The following is a 15341-nucleotide window of genomic DNA, read 5'->3' on the forward strand; positions in this document are numbered from 1 at the left end:
TGACTCCTGTTTTCGGTATTGGCGCCATCACGCCTTACGCAGTGATGCGGGCCGCATATCCTGCCAATGCTTTTCCAGCCAGTTCACACACTGTGATCGTGCTGCCGGGCCGAATACCGGCGTCCACCCCGCCGGTACTGCGCTAAAATCCGGCCACAGGCTGTATTGTTGTTCGTCATTCTGCACAATCAGGCAGATTTGTTGCTCGTCATCGAACGGGTTCAGAGTTTCCATCGCGGACTCCTTGGACAGAAAAGGTTAGCTTGGCCGAAGACGCAGGATACTGATCTGCCCACAATGCCTGTAGGCCATCGATCAAACCGCCACGCCAACAGAGATAGTCATGCCCGCCGGCAACCGTTCGGTATTGCACCCGGTGACCGGCATCGCGCAACAAATCCGCCATTCGATCATTCACACGATGTGCTACTTTTTCGTGCACCCCGGCTTCCATAAATACTTTCAATGAGCCCTTGCCAACGCCCTGCTCGACTTGACGCAGTAGCCAACCCGCATCGGCCGGTATCTCTTCGCGCTGGTACATGTCACGTCGCGGCCACCAGAAGGAGCCTGACTGACTGATCACTCCACCGAAGCACTGTGGCCAGTGCAACCCGGCATACAGTGAAGACAAACCACCAAAACTTTGACCGCACACCAGGGTGCGAGCAGGATCACGGCTGTGCGGCGCCCATTCGGCAACCTGCGGCAGCAATTCTTCTTGCACCGCTAGCCAGAAATCTTCATTACAGGCTAATTCCTGCGTACGGTGCTTGAGGTCGATGATGTCGATCAGCAAATAAACCGCTTCCGGCAGTTTGCCCTCGCGGGTTAACTGCATCAGCGGATCCCAGACGGGCATGTTGTTCGACCAGAACTGGCCATCCAGTAACACCGCCAATGGACGCTGCCCCGGGTTACTGTCACCCGTGGTATACACCCACACATTACGGGTATTCCCCAACCGTTCACTGTGCCAACTGTGGCGCTGTAATCTCGCCGGAGGGGCTGGCGTGCAACGTCCGCTGGCGACCGCGTAGCGATCAAAATCCTGCCAGGCGGGTTGCGCCGGCGCTTCCGGCATATGCAAACCTGACAGCACATTGCCACTGACACCTGCCCAAGAACGGTGAGGATTAAGCAGGTCTTGAGTGGCGCCGGCAAACACCTGATGCCACCAGTGACGAATCGAATGCATATTCGCATGCGTATCGTCACCACTCTGTTCCAGAGGACGATCATCCATGCAGGGGATAAAACAGTAGCTGCCACGCCAGTCGGCGCTGAGTTCAGTTTGCCAGTACCAAACGTCGGTTCCTTCCAATCGTTGCAAGCTCTGTGGCGGCGATGATTGATGGTGGTCGGTCAGGCAATTGATGTGGATCCAGACGCGTTGATAGGCTGAAGTGAGCTCACATCCCTGAGGATCACGCCATAAAAATGTGACCTTCCCTCGCCCATTCCCTTGCAGCTCCACCAGCGGCGTGCCGCGTTTGGCAATATTCAGCCACCATCCATGGCGCCCGGCGTGCTTGCTCGATAATAATCTGCTGCTTTCTGACTCGGATTTTGTTTTCAAAACGCCTATTCACTATTTAGCTGGCAGCTTCAGGAAAGCCGGTAAATTCGCGGCGCGAGGCGCTGCCCAAGAAAACGGTAAACCGAATACTATTGATAATTATTTGCGTTTGCAATAGTGTGTGTAGACTCGTAAACAGGGCAGGTATTCTTCAACAGGGATGGATACCGGATTTTAGCGCTAAATCCGATGCTGTTGCCGTTGCGTCTCGGCCAGTTGGATTTTTATTTTCGAAAACACAAAAACTACAACCGCCCTTCTCTCAGCCGGTGGCCTACTGCGTCGGTGCCCCGGGAAAGGCAGCAAGGTAGGAACACTCACATGAACCGCAAATTATCTCGTTACTCCTTAGCCACACTCATCGGGTTAGGGTTAGGCGCGTCCGCCTTTGCGCACGCCGCACAGCAAACTGATACCACCGCAGAAACAGACACTGTCGCCAAAAATAAAAAAGAAGCCGCCGAAGACACCATTGTTGTCACCGCCGCCAAGCAGAATCTGCAGGCTCCGGGGGTTTCCACTATCACTGCCGAAGAAATCAAAAAGCGCCCACCCGCACGCGATATCAGTGAACTGATTCGTACCATGCCTGGCGTTAACCTAACCGGTAACTCTACCAGCGGTCAGCGTGGCAACAACCGTCAGTTAGATATTCGCGGCATGGGCCCGGAAAACACCCTGATCCTGATCGACGGCAAACCGGCTACCAGCCGTAATTCGGTACGTCAAGGCTGGCGTGGTGAACGTGATACCCGCGGCGATACCGGCTGGGTACCACCAGAGATGATTGAACGCATTGAAGTGTTGCGCGGCCCAGCTGCGGCACGCTACGGCAACGGTGCCGCCGGCGGCGTGGTCAACATCATCACCAAGAAAAACACCAAAGAGCTGCACGGATCTCTGAATGCGTTTTTCAACGTACCGCAGCATAAGCAAGAAGGTTCTACCAAGCGCACCGACTTTAGCCTGTCTGGTCCGTTGACCGACGAACTCAGCTTCCGTTTGTTCGGTGGTTACAGCAAAACTCAGGCCGATGCGTGGGATATTAACGAATCACATAAATCTTACCGTGCAGGTGCCTATGCCAACAGCGTGCCAGCCGGACGAGAAGGCGTAGAAGACAAAAATATCGATGCTATGTTGCATTGGGATTTTGCACATTTGCAGTCACTTGAGTTTGAGTATGCCTACGGTCGCCAGGGCAACCTGTATGCCGGTGATACTCAAAACACCAACTCCAATGCGCTGGTACAGAGCAACTACGGCAAAGAGACTAACCGCATTTACCGCGAAACCTTCGGCCTCAACCATCGTGGAGCCTGGGATAACGGTGTCAGCACCAACAACTATATTCAGTTCGAACGCACACGTAATACCCGTTTGAATGAAGGTCTGGCCGGCGGTACTGAAGGCATCTTCGATACTAAAAATAACGGCTTCGGCACCACCAAACTGGACGATTTCCTGGCTCACAGCGAAGTCAGCGTACCGTTTGAACTGGGCGTGACGCAAACTGCGACTGTGGGGACCGAGTGGAACCAACAGAAAATGAAGGATGGTACCTCCACCAGCCAAACGCTGATGGGCGGTACCATTCCTGGCCAAGAAACCGGTACACGTAGCCCTTATGCATCTGCGCATATCTTCTCGCTGTTTGCCGAAGACAACATGGAGCTGACTGATACCACCATGCTGACGCCAGGTCTGCGTTACGATCTGCACTCTGAGTCCGGCAACAACTGGAGTCCGTCGCTGAATCTGTCACAGGAACTGGGCGATTTCTTCACCCTGAAGATGGGTATCGCCCGCGCCTATAAAGCGCCAAACCTGTACCAGACCAACCAAAACTATTTGCTCTATAGCAAAGGCCAAGGTTGTGCAGCCAGCGATGTCAAAAATGGCTGTTACCTGCTCGGTAACGACGATCTGAAGGCGGAAACCAGCGTCAACAAAGAAGTTGGCCTAGAGTTCCATAACGACGGCTGGTTGGCTGGTGTGACTTACTTCCGTAACGATTACCACAACAAAATTGAAGCAGGTAATAGTCGCATCGGTACCAGCAGCACCGGTACAGCTATTTACCAATGGGAAAACGTACCTAAAGCGGTAGTGCAGGGCTTAGAAGGCACGTTGAACGTACCGGTCAGCGAGAGCGTGTCCTGGACCAACAACGCCACCTACATGATTGAAAACAAGAATAAGAGCACCGGTGATTACCTGTCGATTATTCCTGAATTCACCATCAACTCAACCCTGAGCTGGCAAGCAACCCAAGAGCTGTCGATGCAATCGACCCTGACTTGGTACGGCCGCCAGAAACCGAAGAAGTACAACTATCAGGGTAAACCGGTTAGCGGTACCGAAACCAAGGAAGTCAGCCCGTACGCTGTGGTTGGTGCCAGCGCAACCTATGATGTGACCAAGAACGTCAGCGTAACTGCCGGTATCGACAACCTGTTCGATAAACGCCAATTCCGTGAAGGTAACTCGCAGAACGTCGGCGACCCAATAACCGGTACCATTAACATTGCCGGTGCAGGGGCTGCGACCTACAACGAGCCAGGCCGGACTTACTATATGAGCGTGAATACCCATTTCTAAACGTCCGCTCAAACAAGGCTGCTAACGCCATGTGAAAGGGCTAAACCCTTTGCCAACAAACCCAGGGGCTGCCAATGCAGCCCCTGTTTTATTATTTCTCCAGTGAGACTTGTTTGAAGATGTGCTTACCAAACGGATCAATCTCGTAACCTTTCACCTCTTTGCGCACCGGTTCAAAAATGGTCGAGTGAGCAATCATCATTGCCGGCATTTGTTCATGCATCATCACCTGCGCCTGTTCGTACATCGCCACCCGCTTGGTATGGTCGTTCTCTTCACGCGCCTGTAGGATCAACTTATCAAACGGCGGATAGCACCACTTGGCCGAGTTTGAACCCCCGTTGGCTGAAACGCAGGTAAACAGAGGCCCGAAGAAGTTATCCGGATCGCCATTGGCGGTAGTCCACCCCATCAATGCCGTTTGATGCTCACCATTTTTTATCCGCTGAAGATATTCGCCCCACTCGAAGGTAACAATCTTTGCCTTCACACCGATCTTCGCCCAGTCAGACTGGATCATCTCCGCCATGCGTTTGGCATTCGGGTTATACGGACGCTGCACCGGCATTGCCCACAAATCGATAGCAAAACCCTGCCCCAGACCCGCCTCTTGTAGCAGCTGTTTAGCTTTTTCCGGTGAGTACGGGTAATCCTCAATCTTGGCATTACTGCCCCATTGCGTCGGTGGCAGTAAGTTTTTTGCCGGTTGGCCCGCGCCGTGGAACACCGCTTCGAGGATCGCCGGCTTGTTCACCGCCAGCGCCAGGGCCTGTCGCACCTTAAGGTTATCCAGCGGTTTTTTCTGGGTATTGAACGCCAGAAAACCGATATTCAGCCCAGATTTTTCCATCACCTGAATATTGGGATCCTGGCGCATCCGTGCCAGATCCGCCGGATTAGGGAACGGCATCACCTGGCACTCATTCTTTTGCAATTTGGCATAGCGTACTGCCGCATCTGGAGTGATCGAGAATACCAACCGATCAATCTTCGGCTTGCCTTCCCAATAGTGATCAAACGCCTTGTAGAGGATCTTCGCATCCTTCTGGTACTGCACCAATTGGAACGGCCCGGTACCTATTGGGTCGTTATCCACACGCTGCGGCGTACCGGCTTTCAACATGGCATCGGCATATTCGGCTGAAAGAATAGAGGCAAAGTACATGCCGAGATCGGCCACAAAGGGTGCTTCGGCCCGCGAAAGCTCGAAACGCACGGTGTTGTCGTCAACTTTGACAATCTGGTTGATCAGCGTGCCAAACTCCATCGACTCGAAGTTGGTATAAGCGCCGTTAGAAACTTTGTGATAGGGGTTATTCGCGTCCTTTTGTCGCATGAAGGAGAAAATGACGTCGTCGGCATTGAAGTCGCGGGTTGGCGTAAAGTATTTATTACTCTGGAATTTCACCCCTTTCCGCAGATGGAAAGTGTAATGCTTTCCGTCTTCACTCACCTGCCAGCTTTCCGCCAGGCTAGGTTGCAGCTCGACGGTGCCGACTTTGAAATCCACCAGCCGGTTGTAAATCGTCGCCGAACTGGCGTCAACCGTTGGACCGGAGGTAAATAACTGCGGATTAAACCCTTCCGGCGAACTTTCGGAACAATAAACCAGCGTATTGGCGTGCGCACCACTCATCACAGCCATCGCTAACAATCCCAGTGCCGTTGTTATTGCTTTTTTATTCATTGTGCCATCCCCAGAGTAGAAATCAGACTCGAGGGATACCAATAAATCATGCAGTTAGGGATGTAAAGGACAAATTATGAGCACAAAAAACGGGGAGTGCTGGATGCCGCGCCCCCCGTGGTTAAGACGTCTACTGAAATTAAATCATCTGGCTGAAGTTCATCTGTGCCATCAGTTTATAGTTGTCAGCGTAATCGACCGGAATGGCCACAACGACTGGCCCCTGTATTTCCATTGCTTTACGCAGCATCGGTCGCAAATCCTCCACCGATTGCACGGCAAATCCGACCGCACCACAGGCTTCCGCATAGGCTTTAAAATCGATTGGGCCAAATTCCACCCCGGATTTGCGTTGGTATTTGTTCACCTCCTGCATTTCCACCATGTTGTAGGCGTTATCTACCCAAATCACGTGCACAATATTATTTTTCAGCCGTACTGCCGTTTCCAGTTCCATGCTCGATTGCATAAAACCACCGTCACCTGAAATCGACACCACTTTGTCTCCCGGACGTACCAGCGCCGCACCGATCGCCCACGGCAACGCCACACCCATGGTCTGCTGGCCGTTGGAAATCAACAACTGACGTGCACGGAAGCTGTAAAGATAGCGCGCAATCCAAATGTGGAAACTGCCCATGTCAACACACAGCGTCACATCGTCACTGACAATGTCTTGCAGCTCTTTCACAATACGCAGCGGGTGAATTGGCATGCCACCGCGTCGTGCAGCGCGTTCTGCCAATTCGTTGCGCTGGCGGCCAAGATCACTGAGGATCAATTCAACCTCTGCCGGTACGCTCACAACCCCGTTAAAGGCTTCGGTCATCATGTCGAGAGTAGCGCTGATATTGCCTACCAGCTCAACGTCTGGGCGGTAACAGGTATCAATGTCTGCCGGCAGCACATCAATATGCACCAGTTTTAATCTGCCCTGGCTGTTCCACATGCAGGGATCGTACTCGATCGGGCCATAACCGACACTGACCACCAGATCCGCCTTCTGCAATAACTGATCGGCAGGTTGGTTGTTGAATAATCCGACACGGCCGGCAAAACGGGCAAAGTGATTAACGTCGATCACCCCCGCCGCCTGATAAGTCCCCACGACCGGCATATGAGTGCGGTGTAACAAATGACGCACCGCCTCGCTATTTTCCGGACGGCTGGCCTGTAGACCAAGCAACAGCACCGGGCATTTCGCTTGCTGGATCAGTTTTACTGCGGCATGAATATCCTCGGTCGCAGCAGCGCCCATCCGCGGCAATCGGCAACCCGCCAGCACAGGCGCACTGACCGGCTCATTGACGATGTCCATTGGCAGGCTTACGAACGAGGCTCCCGGACGACCAAATTCAGCGTGACGGAAAGCATTGGCGATCACTTCAGAAATAGCCGAACCTGCATGCACTTCGGCGCAATACTTGGTTACCGGGCGGAACATGCTGACGGTATCCATGCTCTGGTGAGTCTGCTTCAGGTTATCAGCACGTTTCACGGCCCCGCCAAACGCCACCACCGCATCCCCTTCCGAAGTCGCGGTTGCCAGCCCGGTAATCAGGTTGGAACTGCCCGGCCCAGAGGTCACCAGCGCGACCCCGGCTTTGCCGGTTAAGCGCCCGACCGCTGCCGCCATAAATGCCGCGTTGGCTTCATGACGCACGACCACGGTTTCTATCGATGGTGCGTCTTCCAGCGAATCGAATACGCGGTCGATCTTGGCCCCCGGGATACCGAATACGTGTTTGACGCCTTGCGCCTCCAAATTTTTCACCACTAAATCTGCGCCGCATGACCAGTTATGGTCTGTATTTGCCTTGCTCATGGAATACCTCCTGAAAATAAACCCAAGACTGTCGCGGAATTAACCCTCGGCAGAACGAATCGCGCGATCCAAATCCTCTGGACAGAGGTCGGCACGCAGAAAATCCGCATCATGCGGCAACTGAAGATTGAGACGGGTGATCACACCAAATTGCAGGCGGCCATGGTCGAGTTGGTAATCCAGTACGTGACCACCACCGTTACGATCGTCGGTGATAAAATGTTCGTGATAACCGGCGACCCCAACGCCCTGCATATAATCAGGCGAACGGAAACCGACCAACGTGCCCTTCCGCTGACGGAAAGCAAATGTAGGCTGCTCCTCGATCGCTTCTAACATCGGGCGATAAGGACGCTCCTGACGAGGCACTGTGCGGGTTTCCACATGGCTGAACTCACCGTCAACCCGCACTGCACAGAACAGGTTTGGTGAAGCAACTTGCTCGTCAATGCACTGGTGCAGTTGCGCCTTGGTGATCGGACGATCAAAGTGTTGGGTGATGCTCGGTTGGAAAAAGGTGACAACGGCAAACGGGGTTTTTTGCTGCAAGCTGGCCGGCCGCGCGCTACCGTCGGCGCGTAACTGGTGAATTTCCTTGTCGAAGGCGATCAGTTCACCGTCAAGGTGATTGAAAGTGCCCAGGCCGAAGTTACCGTGCCTGAGCAATTCGGCAATGGTAGTCTCCCCTTCGTAAACGCCGCTGATTAACGCGCTCATCAGCGAGATTTGATAAATCTCGCCCTCCCCAACGCTCAGCGACTGCCTGGCAAACCCCTGCGCCAAATGCTGCGCACAAGAACAGCCGTGGTTTTCGTTCATAACCTACTCCTCCACCAGCGCGGAGTGATATACCCCGCGCGTTCAAAATGCTCACATGAGGGTGAGCAAAGATGTCGCCTGTGGCCCGTTCGGTTGGAACGATTCAGCCAATGGCGACAAAAAAACCGGCACGGCTGGCCGGCGACACTCAACATCAACAACGGTTTAGATTCACTAATCATTGTTGGTAAATAGAGTGTCAAATTGAACGGTTAATCTGGTGTTGAAGCAGTTATCAATGTCACAGGCACACGCTGGAGCCTGAGAAAAACCTGTTATCTAATGTTCTTAAAACCGCACGATTTATGCATTTTCTCTCTGAGCGGTGAGGATCACAGCAAACTCTTACCTGCCGTAAGCCCCCAAAAAGAGTAGCTTCAATACGGTGAACGGAGAACCTGGTATTCATAAGAAACGCTTTTGCATATAATGCAAAGATGAATGACGCCCGTTATGTAGAACATCTACCCATATTTCTTGAAGTCGCCCTGCTCGGCAGCTTCTCCGCTGCCGCTCGCAAGCTGGGCATGGTGCCCTCTTCACTGGTTCGCCATGTTGATGCGCTGGAAAGCGCGCTGGGTGCCACTGTGTTTATCCGTTCAACACGTGGTCTGATGCTGACGGACGCAGGGGAAATGCTACAGGCCAGAGCGGCCGCGTTGCTGGCGGATATCACCGATATTCGAGCCGAACTGGCATCGTTAAGTGATATGCCACAGGGCACCTTACGCATCAGCTGTCTGCCAACCTTTGGCAAGACGTACATCTTGCCGCTGTTACCGACCCTGGCCGAACGCTATCCGCAGTTATTTGTTGAGTTGGATTTAACCGAACGTCAAACCGACCCGACACAAGAACTTCTGGATGCCGCCATTCGCATCGGCGAACAAAAAGACAGTGGGCTGTACGCCAGCCGCATAGCAACCCAACGCTGGGTGATGTGTGCCAGTCCCGACTATCTCGCCCGCTACGGGCAACCAACCGATCTGAATGCGTTACCTGAGCATCGCCTGATTGCTCGCTACCACAAACAGCAGCCCGCCTGCTGGGCACAAATTCTCAATGTTCCGCTAATGAGTCGATGCAGTATGGTGCTGCGTTGCGATGACTTTACCGCTCAACACCAGGCAGCGCTGATGGGAATGGGGATCGCCTTTTTACCCAACTGGGTTGTAGGACCGGATATTCAGGCTGGTCGATTGATACAAGTACTGGAAGATCCGCGTCAGGAGCAGCAAGGTATTTACCTGCTGCGGCCCGTAGCAAAAATGTCAGTCCGATTGAACCTGTTCATTACCTTACTGAAGCAAAACATCGGTCAGCCACCCAGTTGGGAATGAAGTGGTGATATTCGGCCATACAACGCCGGGTTGTCGCTTTCGTCTTTCAGTTCGATTCCGGTCAAACGGCGTTGGAAAGCCTGCTCCAGCAACCACGCCAGCTTGAACGCTGCCTGCGGATAATCCAATCCCTCTGGGCGCACGTTGGAAATACAATTACGCTCCGATTCACGCCGCTGGGTGTTCGGTCCCCAGGTGAGATAGATCCCCAGACTGTCCGGCGATGATAACCCCGGTCGTTCGCCGATCAACATCACGACCGCCCTGGCCCGTAAACACTCACCAATATCATCCCCAAGCGCGACCCGAGACTGATGCGCCAGAACCACGGGCGCCACCGAGAGTGATAGCTGTTCGAGATAAGGCCGTAATGCCTGTAACAAGGGCAGCGCCTGACGATGTACCGCTTTGGAGGACAAGCCATCTGCAACCACCAGCAATAAATCAGCGGGCTTGTCCGTTAGGCCCAGCAACAGATTGCGGCTGTCCGACGCCAGCCTGCGCCCCAGATCTGGCCGACTGAGATAAGCGGTGCGATCGCAAGCAAGGCTGTGCACCGTCAACGTCTGCCAGCCTTGCTGGTGTAACGTCTCTGCCAGCGTATCACTGTCGAACGGCTGATGTACCGCATCGCGCGCTTGCGCATGCGCCAAACCGAATTTAAGCAACTCCTGGGTCGGTAAGCTGGACCCTGTGCGCCCCAGTGCAATACGTGCGTCGGTGAAGGCACGCAGCGCGTCCCAACTGTTGACGTGGACCGGTTTGCTCATCCTCTCTCTCCCTGTAGCGCCAACAACAATGGGTGATTGGCAGCAGTGTCGCGCAAGCGCCCCAGTTCGTCAGTGATGTGCATTTTCGTTAGCCAGTCGGCGAATTCCGGCGCGTGCTTCAGTCCCAGTAATTCTCGGATGTACAACGCGTCGTGAAATGAAGTGCTTTGATAATTGAGCATGATGTCATCCGCGCCCGGTACGCCTATCAGGAAGGTCAATCCGGCGGTGGCCAACAGCGTCAGCAACGTGTCCATATCGTCCTGATCTGCCTCTGCGTGATTGGTGTAACACACATCACAACCCAGTGGCAGGCCAAGCAATTTGCCACAGAAATGATCCTCCAACCCGGCACGAATGATCTGTTTGCCGTCGTATAAATACTCCGGACCGATAAACCCGACCACGGTATTGATCAGCAACGGGGAGAAATGACGCGCTACCGCGTAGGCGCGCGCCTCACACGTTTGCTGATCAACACCATGGTGTGCATTGGAGGACAAACAGCTGCCTTGTCCGGTTTCGAAGTACATAACGTTATTACCTACAGTACCGCGATGGAGGCTCAGCGCCGCCTGCTGAGCCTCTGCCAGCAGTGCGAGGTTAATGCCGAAACCGCTGTTGGCCGCTTCAGTGCCGGCGATAGACTGAAACACCAAATCCACCGGCGCACCACGTTCCATCAAACGCAGCGTATTGGTTACATGCGTCAGCACGCAGGATTGTGTAGGAATCGCGAAACGTTGAATAACGTCATCCAGCATGTAGTTCAATTTTTCCAGTAACGGCAGGCTGTCGCTGGCCGGGTTGATACCGACGACTGCATCACCACTGCCATATAACAGGCCATCGAGCATACTGGCAGCAATCCCCTGCAAACTGTCGGTAGGATGATTGGGTTGTAAGCGTACGCTGAGGTGGCCAGGAAGGCCGATGGTATTGCGAAAGCGCGTGACGACCCGGCATTTCTTCGCAACCAAAATCAGATCCTGATTGCGCATCAGTTTGCTCACTGCTGCCGCCATTTCTGGCGTAATGCCTGGAGCCACCAGCGCCAACATCTCGCTATCTGCCTGTTCACTCAGCAGCCAGTCACGAAAATCCCCCACGGTCAGATGCGAAATGGGTGCAAAAGCCAGAGGATCATGGCCATCGATAATCAGTCGGGTAACCTCATCCTGCTCATACGGCACCAGCACCTGTTGGAGAAAACTTTTCAGTGGTACGTCTGCCAGCGCAATGCGTGCCGCCATACGTTCCTCTGCACTGTCTGCCGCCACTTCCGCCAGATAGTCGCCGGAACGTGCCGGTGATGCCTTGGCCATCAATTGGCGTAAGTCACCAAAACGGTAACTGCGCCGGCTAAGCGTTGCCTGATACATTGCGCCCCCTGTTCTGCCCTGAATAACCACCTGAAGTTGCAAACCCTGTACCAAGTGTAGTCAGTCCATCGTCGAAATTATTTTTTACCGAAAATCATCCGATTAGCCTCTCCCAGAAACCTAACGAACCCCGGATAAGATGCACTAAAATCATGCACGGCATTCCGCCCGCAGGCGCTTCAGGTTAAAGTAGCCGCAACAAAGGAGAGGTAATGAACCGGCAACAGCAAATTATCCAGTGGTTACAGCAAGATAGTGAAAGAATGGCCGCATTGCGTACCGCACGGCGACTCGGTCTGAATGACTGGTGCCTGGGCGCTGGCTTTGTGCGTAACCTGGTATGGGACCAGTTGCATGGTTACGCCACACCGACACCGCTCAATGACGTTGACGTGATTCATTATGATCCACAGCGACCAGAAGCAGAGCGTGACCAAATGCTGGAAAGACGGTTGCAGGAGTGGATGCCGCAGCCCTGGTCAGTGAAAAATCAGGCGCGCATGCACCTGCGCAGCGGTCGAGCGCCCTACCTTAACAGCGAAGATGCCATCAGCTTTTGGACCGAGAGAGAAACAGCGGTTGGCTCACGCCTGAATGCCGATGACAGCATTACATTGGTGGCACCATTCGGCCTCGACGGATTGTTTGCTGATACCATCACTTTCAATACGAAAAACGGCGATCTCAATGCCTATGAACAACGGGTTACGGCCAAAGGTTGGCTGCAACACTGGCCACGCCTGCGGCAAATTCGTGGGTAAAGTTTTACCCTTTACGGCCGATACCCTGAACAGCCACATCAAGACTCAGGGAGAGTATTATGTCGACCAGTATTACCATGATTGTCCCAGTGAAAAACACCGTACCCGGCATCAGCAACGTCTTTAGCGCCCCTGGCAACGAAGGCCAGTTGTTGATGGCCAAACCGGTCAATCAGCAGCCGGAAGGCGGCAAAATGAAAGAAACCAAGGAAGCCGCCAGTAACGATCAGGTAAAAGTTGCCGACAGCGGTGCCTCGGCGCGTATCAAAGCACTCAATAAACAAATCCAGAATTTGCAGCAAAAACTGGTCGATCTGAAAGACGCTGAAGGTGATCCTAAAGAGATCGAAAAGCAGAAACAGCTGATCCAGGCGCAGATTAAAATGCTGCAAGCCGAGATCGCGCGGATTCAAAAAGAAGAGATGGAAAAGCAACAAGCTGCGCAAATGGCCAGTGCTGCCGACAGTGCCACACCCGTTAAAGGTGATGGTATTAACCGCCCAACCGCGCGCAACGCCGTGGATGTGTATATCTGATCAGTAATCTGCCTGTTGCCCGCGCTGCTGTTGCAGTAACGCTGCCTGCTGCCCTACCACCTGCCAAATGACCTCCGCGGCGGGTGTCAGCGAACGGTTTTTACGTCGCACCAGCATCAATGCGCGGTTGATTTCTGGCACCAGTCGACGCACTTTTAGCTGGCCCCCCTCCGGCAGCGGCAACGCCAGCGCCGGGAAAATGCTGATGCCAATGCCCGCCGCCACCATCGGGAACAGCGTCGCTGGGTGGCCAATCTCCTGTACCACCGAGGCTTCCACCCCTTGCTGGCGCAGTGCGCTATCAATCAGTGGTCGGCTACCGGAAGCATAGTCCTGTAATACCAGACGGCAACCATTCAGCGCCGACCAATGCACTTCGGGTTGCCTGGCGAACGGGTGATCATTACGGCACAGCAACAAAAAGGGTTCGTACAGAATCGGCTCGCAATCAAGATCCATCGCCTGCACCGGATCCACCACAATACCAAAATCCACTTCAGCGTTTCGAATACTGTGAAGCACCTGCTGTTGTGCCTGGTCACGCAGCATAATGCGAATATCCGGGTATTTTTTTTCACCCGCAGCGATACATTGCGGCATCAGATGTGCGGAAATAGTCTGGCTTGATGCGACGCGCACCGTGCCGCTGCGCTGCACACCAAAGCTACGTGCATCCAGCAATGACGACTGTAACTCATCGAGTAAACGCTCAACGCGGTTCGCCAGACGCTGTCCGGCATCGGTCAGCAGCACTTCACGCGTTGTGCGATCAAGCAAGCGCACGCCGATCTCTGCCTCTAACTCTTTCACGCTGTGGCTGACAGCCGATTGAGTCAGGCCAATGGCCTCACCAGCCCGGCTGAAACTGCGGTGCCGCGCAATGGCCACAAAAACTTTGAGCTGCTTAATCGAGTAATTCATGTTTTTTATTCATAAATGAATTAAATAAATCAATTTAATTATTATATCTCGTCGCGCGACAATGCGTGCATCGATTTCTTTCCCGAGTGCGCCTCCATGAGATTTTTGCCCGATCGCTTTACTCTGACGCTGATCGCCACCGTGCTGTTGGCTTCATTCCTGCCGGCACGCGGTGAGTTTGTCGGTTGGCTGAACACCCTGACCATCGCAGCCATCGCTCTGCTGTTCTTTATGCACGGTGCCAAGCTGTCGCGTGAGGCCATTTTGGCCGGCAGCAATAACTGGCGGCTGCATCTGTGGGTGATGTTCAGCACCTTTATTATTTTCCCCGCGCTCGGCGTGCTGTTTAAATGGTGGTCGCCAGTCAACGTCAGTCCAGAGTTGTATTCCGGCTTCATTTACCTGTGCATTCTGCCTGCTACCGTGCAATCGGCCATCGCTTTTACATCGCTGGCAGGTGGCAACGTTGCAGCGGCGGTATGCAGCGCTTCGGCTTCGAGCCTACTGGGCATCTTCGTCTCTCCCCTGCTGGTCGGGCTATTGATGAACGTCCACGGTGAAACCGGCAGCCTTCAACAGGTCGGTTCCATTGTGCTGCAACTGCTGGTGCCCTTTGTCGCCGGTCACCTGTCACGGCCGTTGATCGGCAAATGGATTGAACGCAACCGCAAGTTGATCGGTAAAACTGACCAGACGTCGATTCTGCTGGTCGTCTATGCCGCTTTTAGCGAGGCAGTCACGCACGGTATCTGGCATCAGGTCGGCATTGGTTCACTGGTGTTTATTGTCGTGGGCAGTCTGGTGTTGTTGACCATTGTATTAGTGGTCAACACCTACATGGCGCGCTGGCTGGGCTTTAGCAAAGCAGATGAAATCACCATTGTGTTTTGCGGTTCGAAGAAAAGCCTGGCAAACGGTATCCCGATGGCCAACATCCTGTTCCCAGCTTCGACCGTTGGGATTATGGTGCTACCACTGATGGTGTTCCATCAGGTGCAGTTGATGACCTGCGCAGTACTGGCGCGGCGCTATCAGAAGAAACAACAGGAAAAACAGGCTGTGCCAAACGCAGAAACAGCGCGGGGATAATGAAACGGGCGCGGCAAGGTACCGCGCCCGG

General features: G+C 53.8%; 13 protein-coding genes. 5 read left to right on the forward strand and 8 right to left on the reverse strand.

Features of this window, described 5'->3' with window-relative positions; translation table 11 throughout:
• Nucleotides 1-27: 27 nt before the first annotated feature.
• Together SGR01S_RS17100 and fes are read right to left on the reverse strand one after the other, a co-directional pair.
• Complete coding sequence (locus SGR01S_RS17100; protein WP_037423971.1) at nucleotides 28-234, reverse strand: MbtH family protein; 207 nt, start codon at nucleotides 232-234, stop codon at nucleotides 28-30.
• Entirely contained in the window at nucleotides 209-1579 is a 1371-nt protein-coding gene (fes, locus tag SGR01S_RS17105) for an enterochelin esterase (protein ID WP_073963473.1), read from the reverse strand. The genes SGR01S_RS17100 and fes overlap by 26 nt, the downstream gene beginning before the upstream one ends.
• A 321-nt stretch (nucleotides 1580-1900) precedes the next feature.
• On the opposite strand from fes, the gene SGR01S_RS17110 reads away from it, so the two are divergent.
• Complete coding sequence (locus SGR01S_RS17110) at nucleotides 1901-4180, forward strand: TonB-dependent siderophore receptor (RefSeq protein ID WP_061808093.1); 2280 nt, start codon at nucleotides 1901-1903, stop codon at nucleotides 4178-4180.
• A 91-nt stretch (nucleotides 4181-4271) separates the two neighbouring features.
• Here SGR01S_RS17110 and SGR01S_RS17115 read toward each other — a convergent pair whose 3' ends face one another.
• The 3 genes from SGR01S_RS17115 to budA all read right to left on the reverse strand — a co-directional run bounded on the left by SGR01S_RS17115 (nucleotide 4272) and on the right by budA (nucleotide 8511).
• Nucleotides 4272-5867 (reverse strand): ABC transporter substrate-binding protein, encoded by a 1596-nt coding sequence (locus SGR01S_RS17115; protein WP_061808094.1) that lies wholly within the window; start codon nucleotides 5865-5867, stop codon nucleotides 4272-4274.
• A gap of 139 nt (nucleotides 5868-6006) precedes the next feature.
• Entirely contained in the window at nucleotides 6007-7692 is a 1686-nt protein-coding gene (gene alsS / locus SGR01S_RS17120) for an acetolactate synthase AlsS (RefSeq protein WP_061808095.1), read from the reverse strand.
• 39 nt (nucleotides 7693-7731) lie between these two features.
• Nucleotides 7732-8511: an acetolactate decarboxylase gene (budA, locus tag SGR01S_RS17125; protein WP_037423980.1), complete on the reverse strand. Its 780-nt coding sequence runs from the start codon at nucleotides 8509-8511 to the stop codon at nucleotides 7732-7734.
• A 437-nt stretch (nucleotides 8512-8948) separates the two neighbouring features.
• On the opposite strand from budA, the gene SGR01S_RS17130 reads away from it, so the two are divergent.
• Nucleotides 8949-9851 carry a LysR family transcriptional regulator gene (locus tag SGR01S_RS17130; RefSeq protein ID WP_061808096.1) on the forward strand — a complete coding sequence of 301 codons (903 nt, stop codon included), beginning with the start codon at nucleotides 8949-8951 and terminating at the stop codon, nucleotides 9849-9851.
• Here the strand turns inward: SGR01S_RS17130 and eutC are convergent.
• A complete protein-coding gene (gene eutC / locus SGR01S_RS17135) occupies nucleotides 9830-10621 on the reverse strand; it encodes an ethanolamine ammonia-lyase subunit EutC (protein ID WP_061808097.1) in 792 nt (263 codons plus the stop codon). The genes SGR01S_RS17130 and eutC overlap by 22 nt on opposite strands.
• A complete protein-coding gene (locus SGR01S_RS17140) occupies nucleotides 10618-12003 on the reverse strand; it encodes an ethanolamine ammonia-lyase subunit EutB (RefSeq protein WP_037423989.1) in 1386 nt (461 codons plus the stop codon). Before SGR01S_RS17140 ends, eutC begins: the two co-directional genes overlap by 4 nt.
• Before the next feature lie 212 nt (nucleotides 12004-12215).
• Here SGR01S_RS17140 and SGR01S_RS17145 point away from each other — a divergent pair, with 212 nt between their 5' ends.
• Entirely contained in the window at nucleotides 12216-12764 is a 549-nt protein-coding gene (locus SGR01S_RS17145; RefSeq protein WP_061808098.1) for a nucleotidyltransferase family protein, read from the forward strand.
• A gap of 59 nt (nucleotides 12765-12823) precedes the next feature.
• Complete coding sequence (locus SGR01S_RS17150) at nucleotides 12824-13300, forward strand: FlxA-like family protein (RefSeq protein ID WP_037423994.1); 477 nt, start codon at nucleotides 12824-12826, stop codon at nucleotides 13298-13300.
• Here the strand turns inward: SGR01S_RS17150 and SGR01S_RS17155 are convergent, their stop codons facing one another.
• Nucleotides 13301-14221, reverse strand: a complete 921-nt coding sequence (locus SGR01S_RS17155) for a LysR family transcriptional regulator (protein ID WP_061808099.1) — start codon at nucleotides 14219-14221, stop codon at nucleotides 13301-13303. It lies immediately after the preceding gene.
• Nucleotides 14222-14317: 96 nt separating this feature from the next.
• Here SGR01S_RS17155 and SGR01S_RS17160 point away from each other — a divergent pair, with 96 nt between their 5' ends.
• Nucleotides 14318-15310: a bile acid:sodium symporter family protein gene (locus SGR01S_RS17160; protein ID WP_037423997.1), complete on the forward strand. Its 993-nt coding sequence runs from the start codon at nucleotides 14318-14320 to the stop codon at nucleotides 15308-15310.
• The last annotated feature ends 31 nt before the right edge of the window (nucleotides 15311-15341 follow it).

The sequence above is a fragment of the Serratia grimesii NBRC 13537 genome, assembly GCF_001590905.1.
In the GTDB taxonomy this organism is placed as follows: Bacteria; Pseudomonadota; Gammaproteobacteria; order Enterobacterales; family Enterobacteriaceae; genus Serratia; species Serratia grimesii.

What these genes read in the sequence shown, in the direction of transcription:
- SGR01S_RS17100 (WP_037423971.1), bottom strand. Translation starts at nt 234, where the DNA reads ATGGAAACTCTGAACCCGTTCGATGACGAGCAACAAATCTGCCTGATT.
- SGR01S_RS17110 (WP_061808093.1), top strand. Translation starts at nt 1,901, where the DNA reads ATGAACCGCAAATTATCTCGTTACTCCTTAGCCACACTCATCGGGTTA.
- SGR01S_RS17115 (WP_061808094.1), bottom strand. Translation starts at nt 5,867, where the DNA reads ATGAATAAAAAAGCAATAACAACGGCACTGGGATTGTTAGCGATGGCT.
- alsS (WP_061808095.1), bottom strand. Translation starts at nt 7,692, where the DNA reads ATGAGCAAGGCAAATACAGACCATAACTGGTCATGCGGCGCAGATTTA.
- budA (WP_037423980.1), bottom strand. Translation starts at nt 8,511, where the DNA reads ATGAACGAAAACCACGGCTGTTCTTGTGCGCAGCATTTGGCGCAGGGG.
- SGR01S_RS17130 (WP_061808096.1), top strand. Translation starts at nt 8,949, where the DNA reads ATGAATGACGCCCGTTATGTAGAACATCTACCCATATTTCTTGAAGTC.
- eutC (WP_061808097.1), bottom strand. Translation starts at nt 10,621, where the DNA reads ATGAGCAAACCGGTCCACGTCAACAGTTGGGACGCGCTGCGTGCCTTC.
- SGR01S_RS17140 (WP_037423989.1), bottom strand. Translation starts at nt 12,003, where the DNA reads ATGTATCAGGCAACGCTTAGCCGGCGCAGTTACCGTTTTGGTGACTTA.
- SGR01S_RS17145 (WP_061808098.1), top strand. Translation starts at nt 12,216, where the DNA reads ATGAACCGGCAACAGCAAATTATCCAGTGGTTACAGCAAGATAGTGAA.
- SGR01S_RS17150 (WP_037423994.1), top strand. Translation starts at nt 12,824, where the DNA reads ATGTCGACCAGTATTACCATGATTGTCCCAGTGAAAAACACCGTACCC.
- SGR01S_RS17155 (WP_061808099.1), bottom strand. Translation starts at nt 14,221, where the DNA reads ATGAATTACTCGATTAAGCAGCTCAAAGTTTTTGTGGCCATTGCGCGG.
- SGR01S_RS17160 (WP_037423997.1), top strand. Translation starts at nt 14,318, where the DNA reads ATGAGATTTTTGCCCGATCGCTTTACTCTGACGCTGATCGCCACCGTG.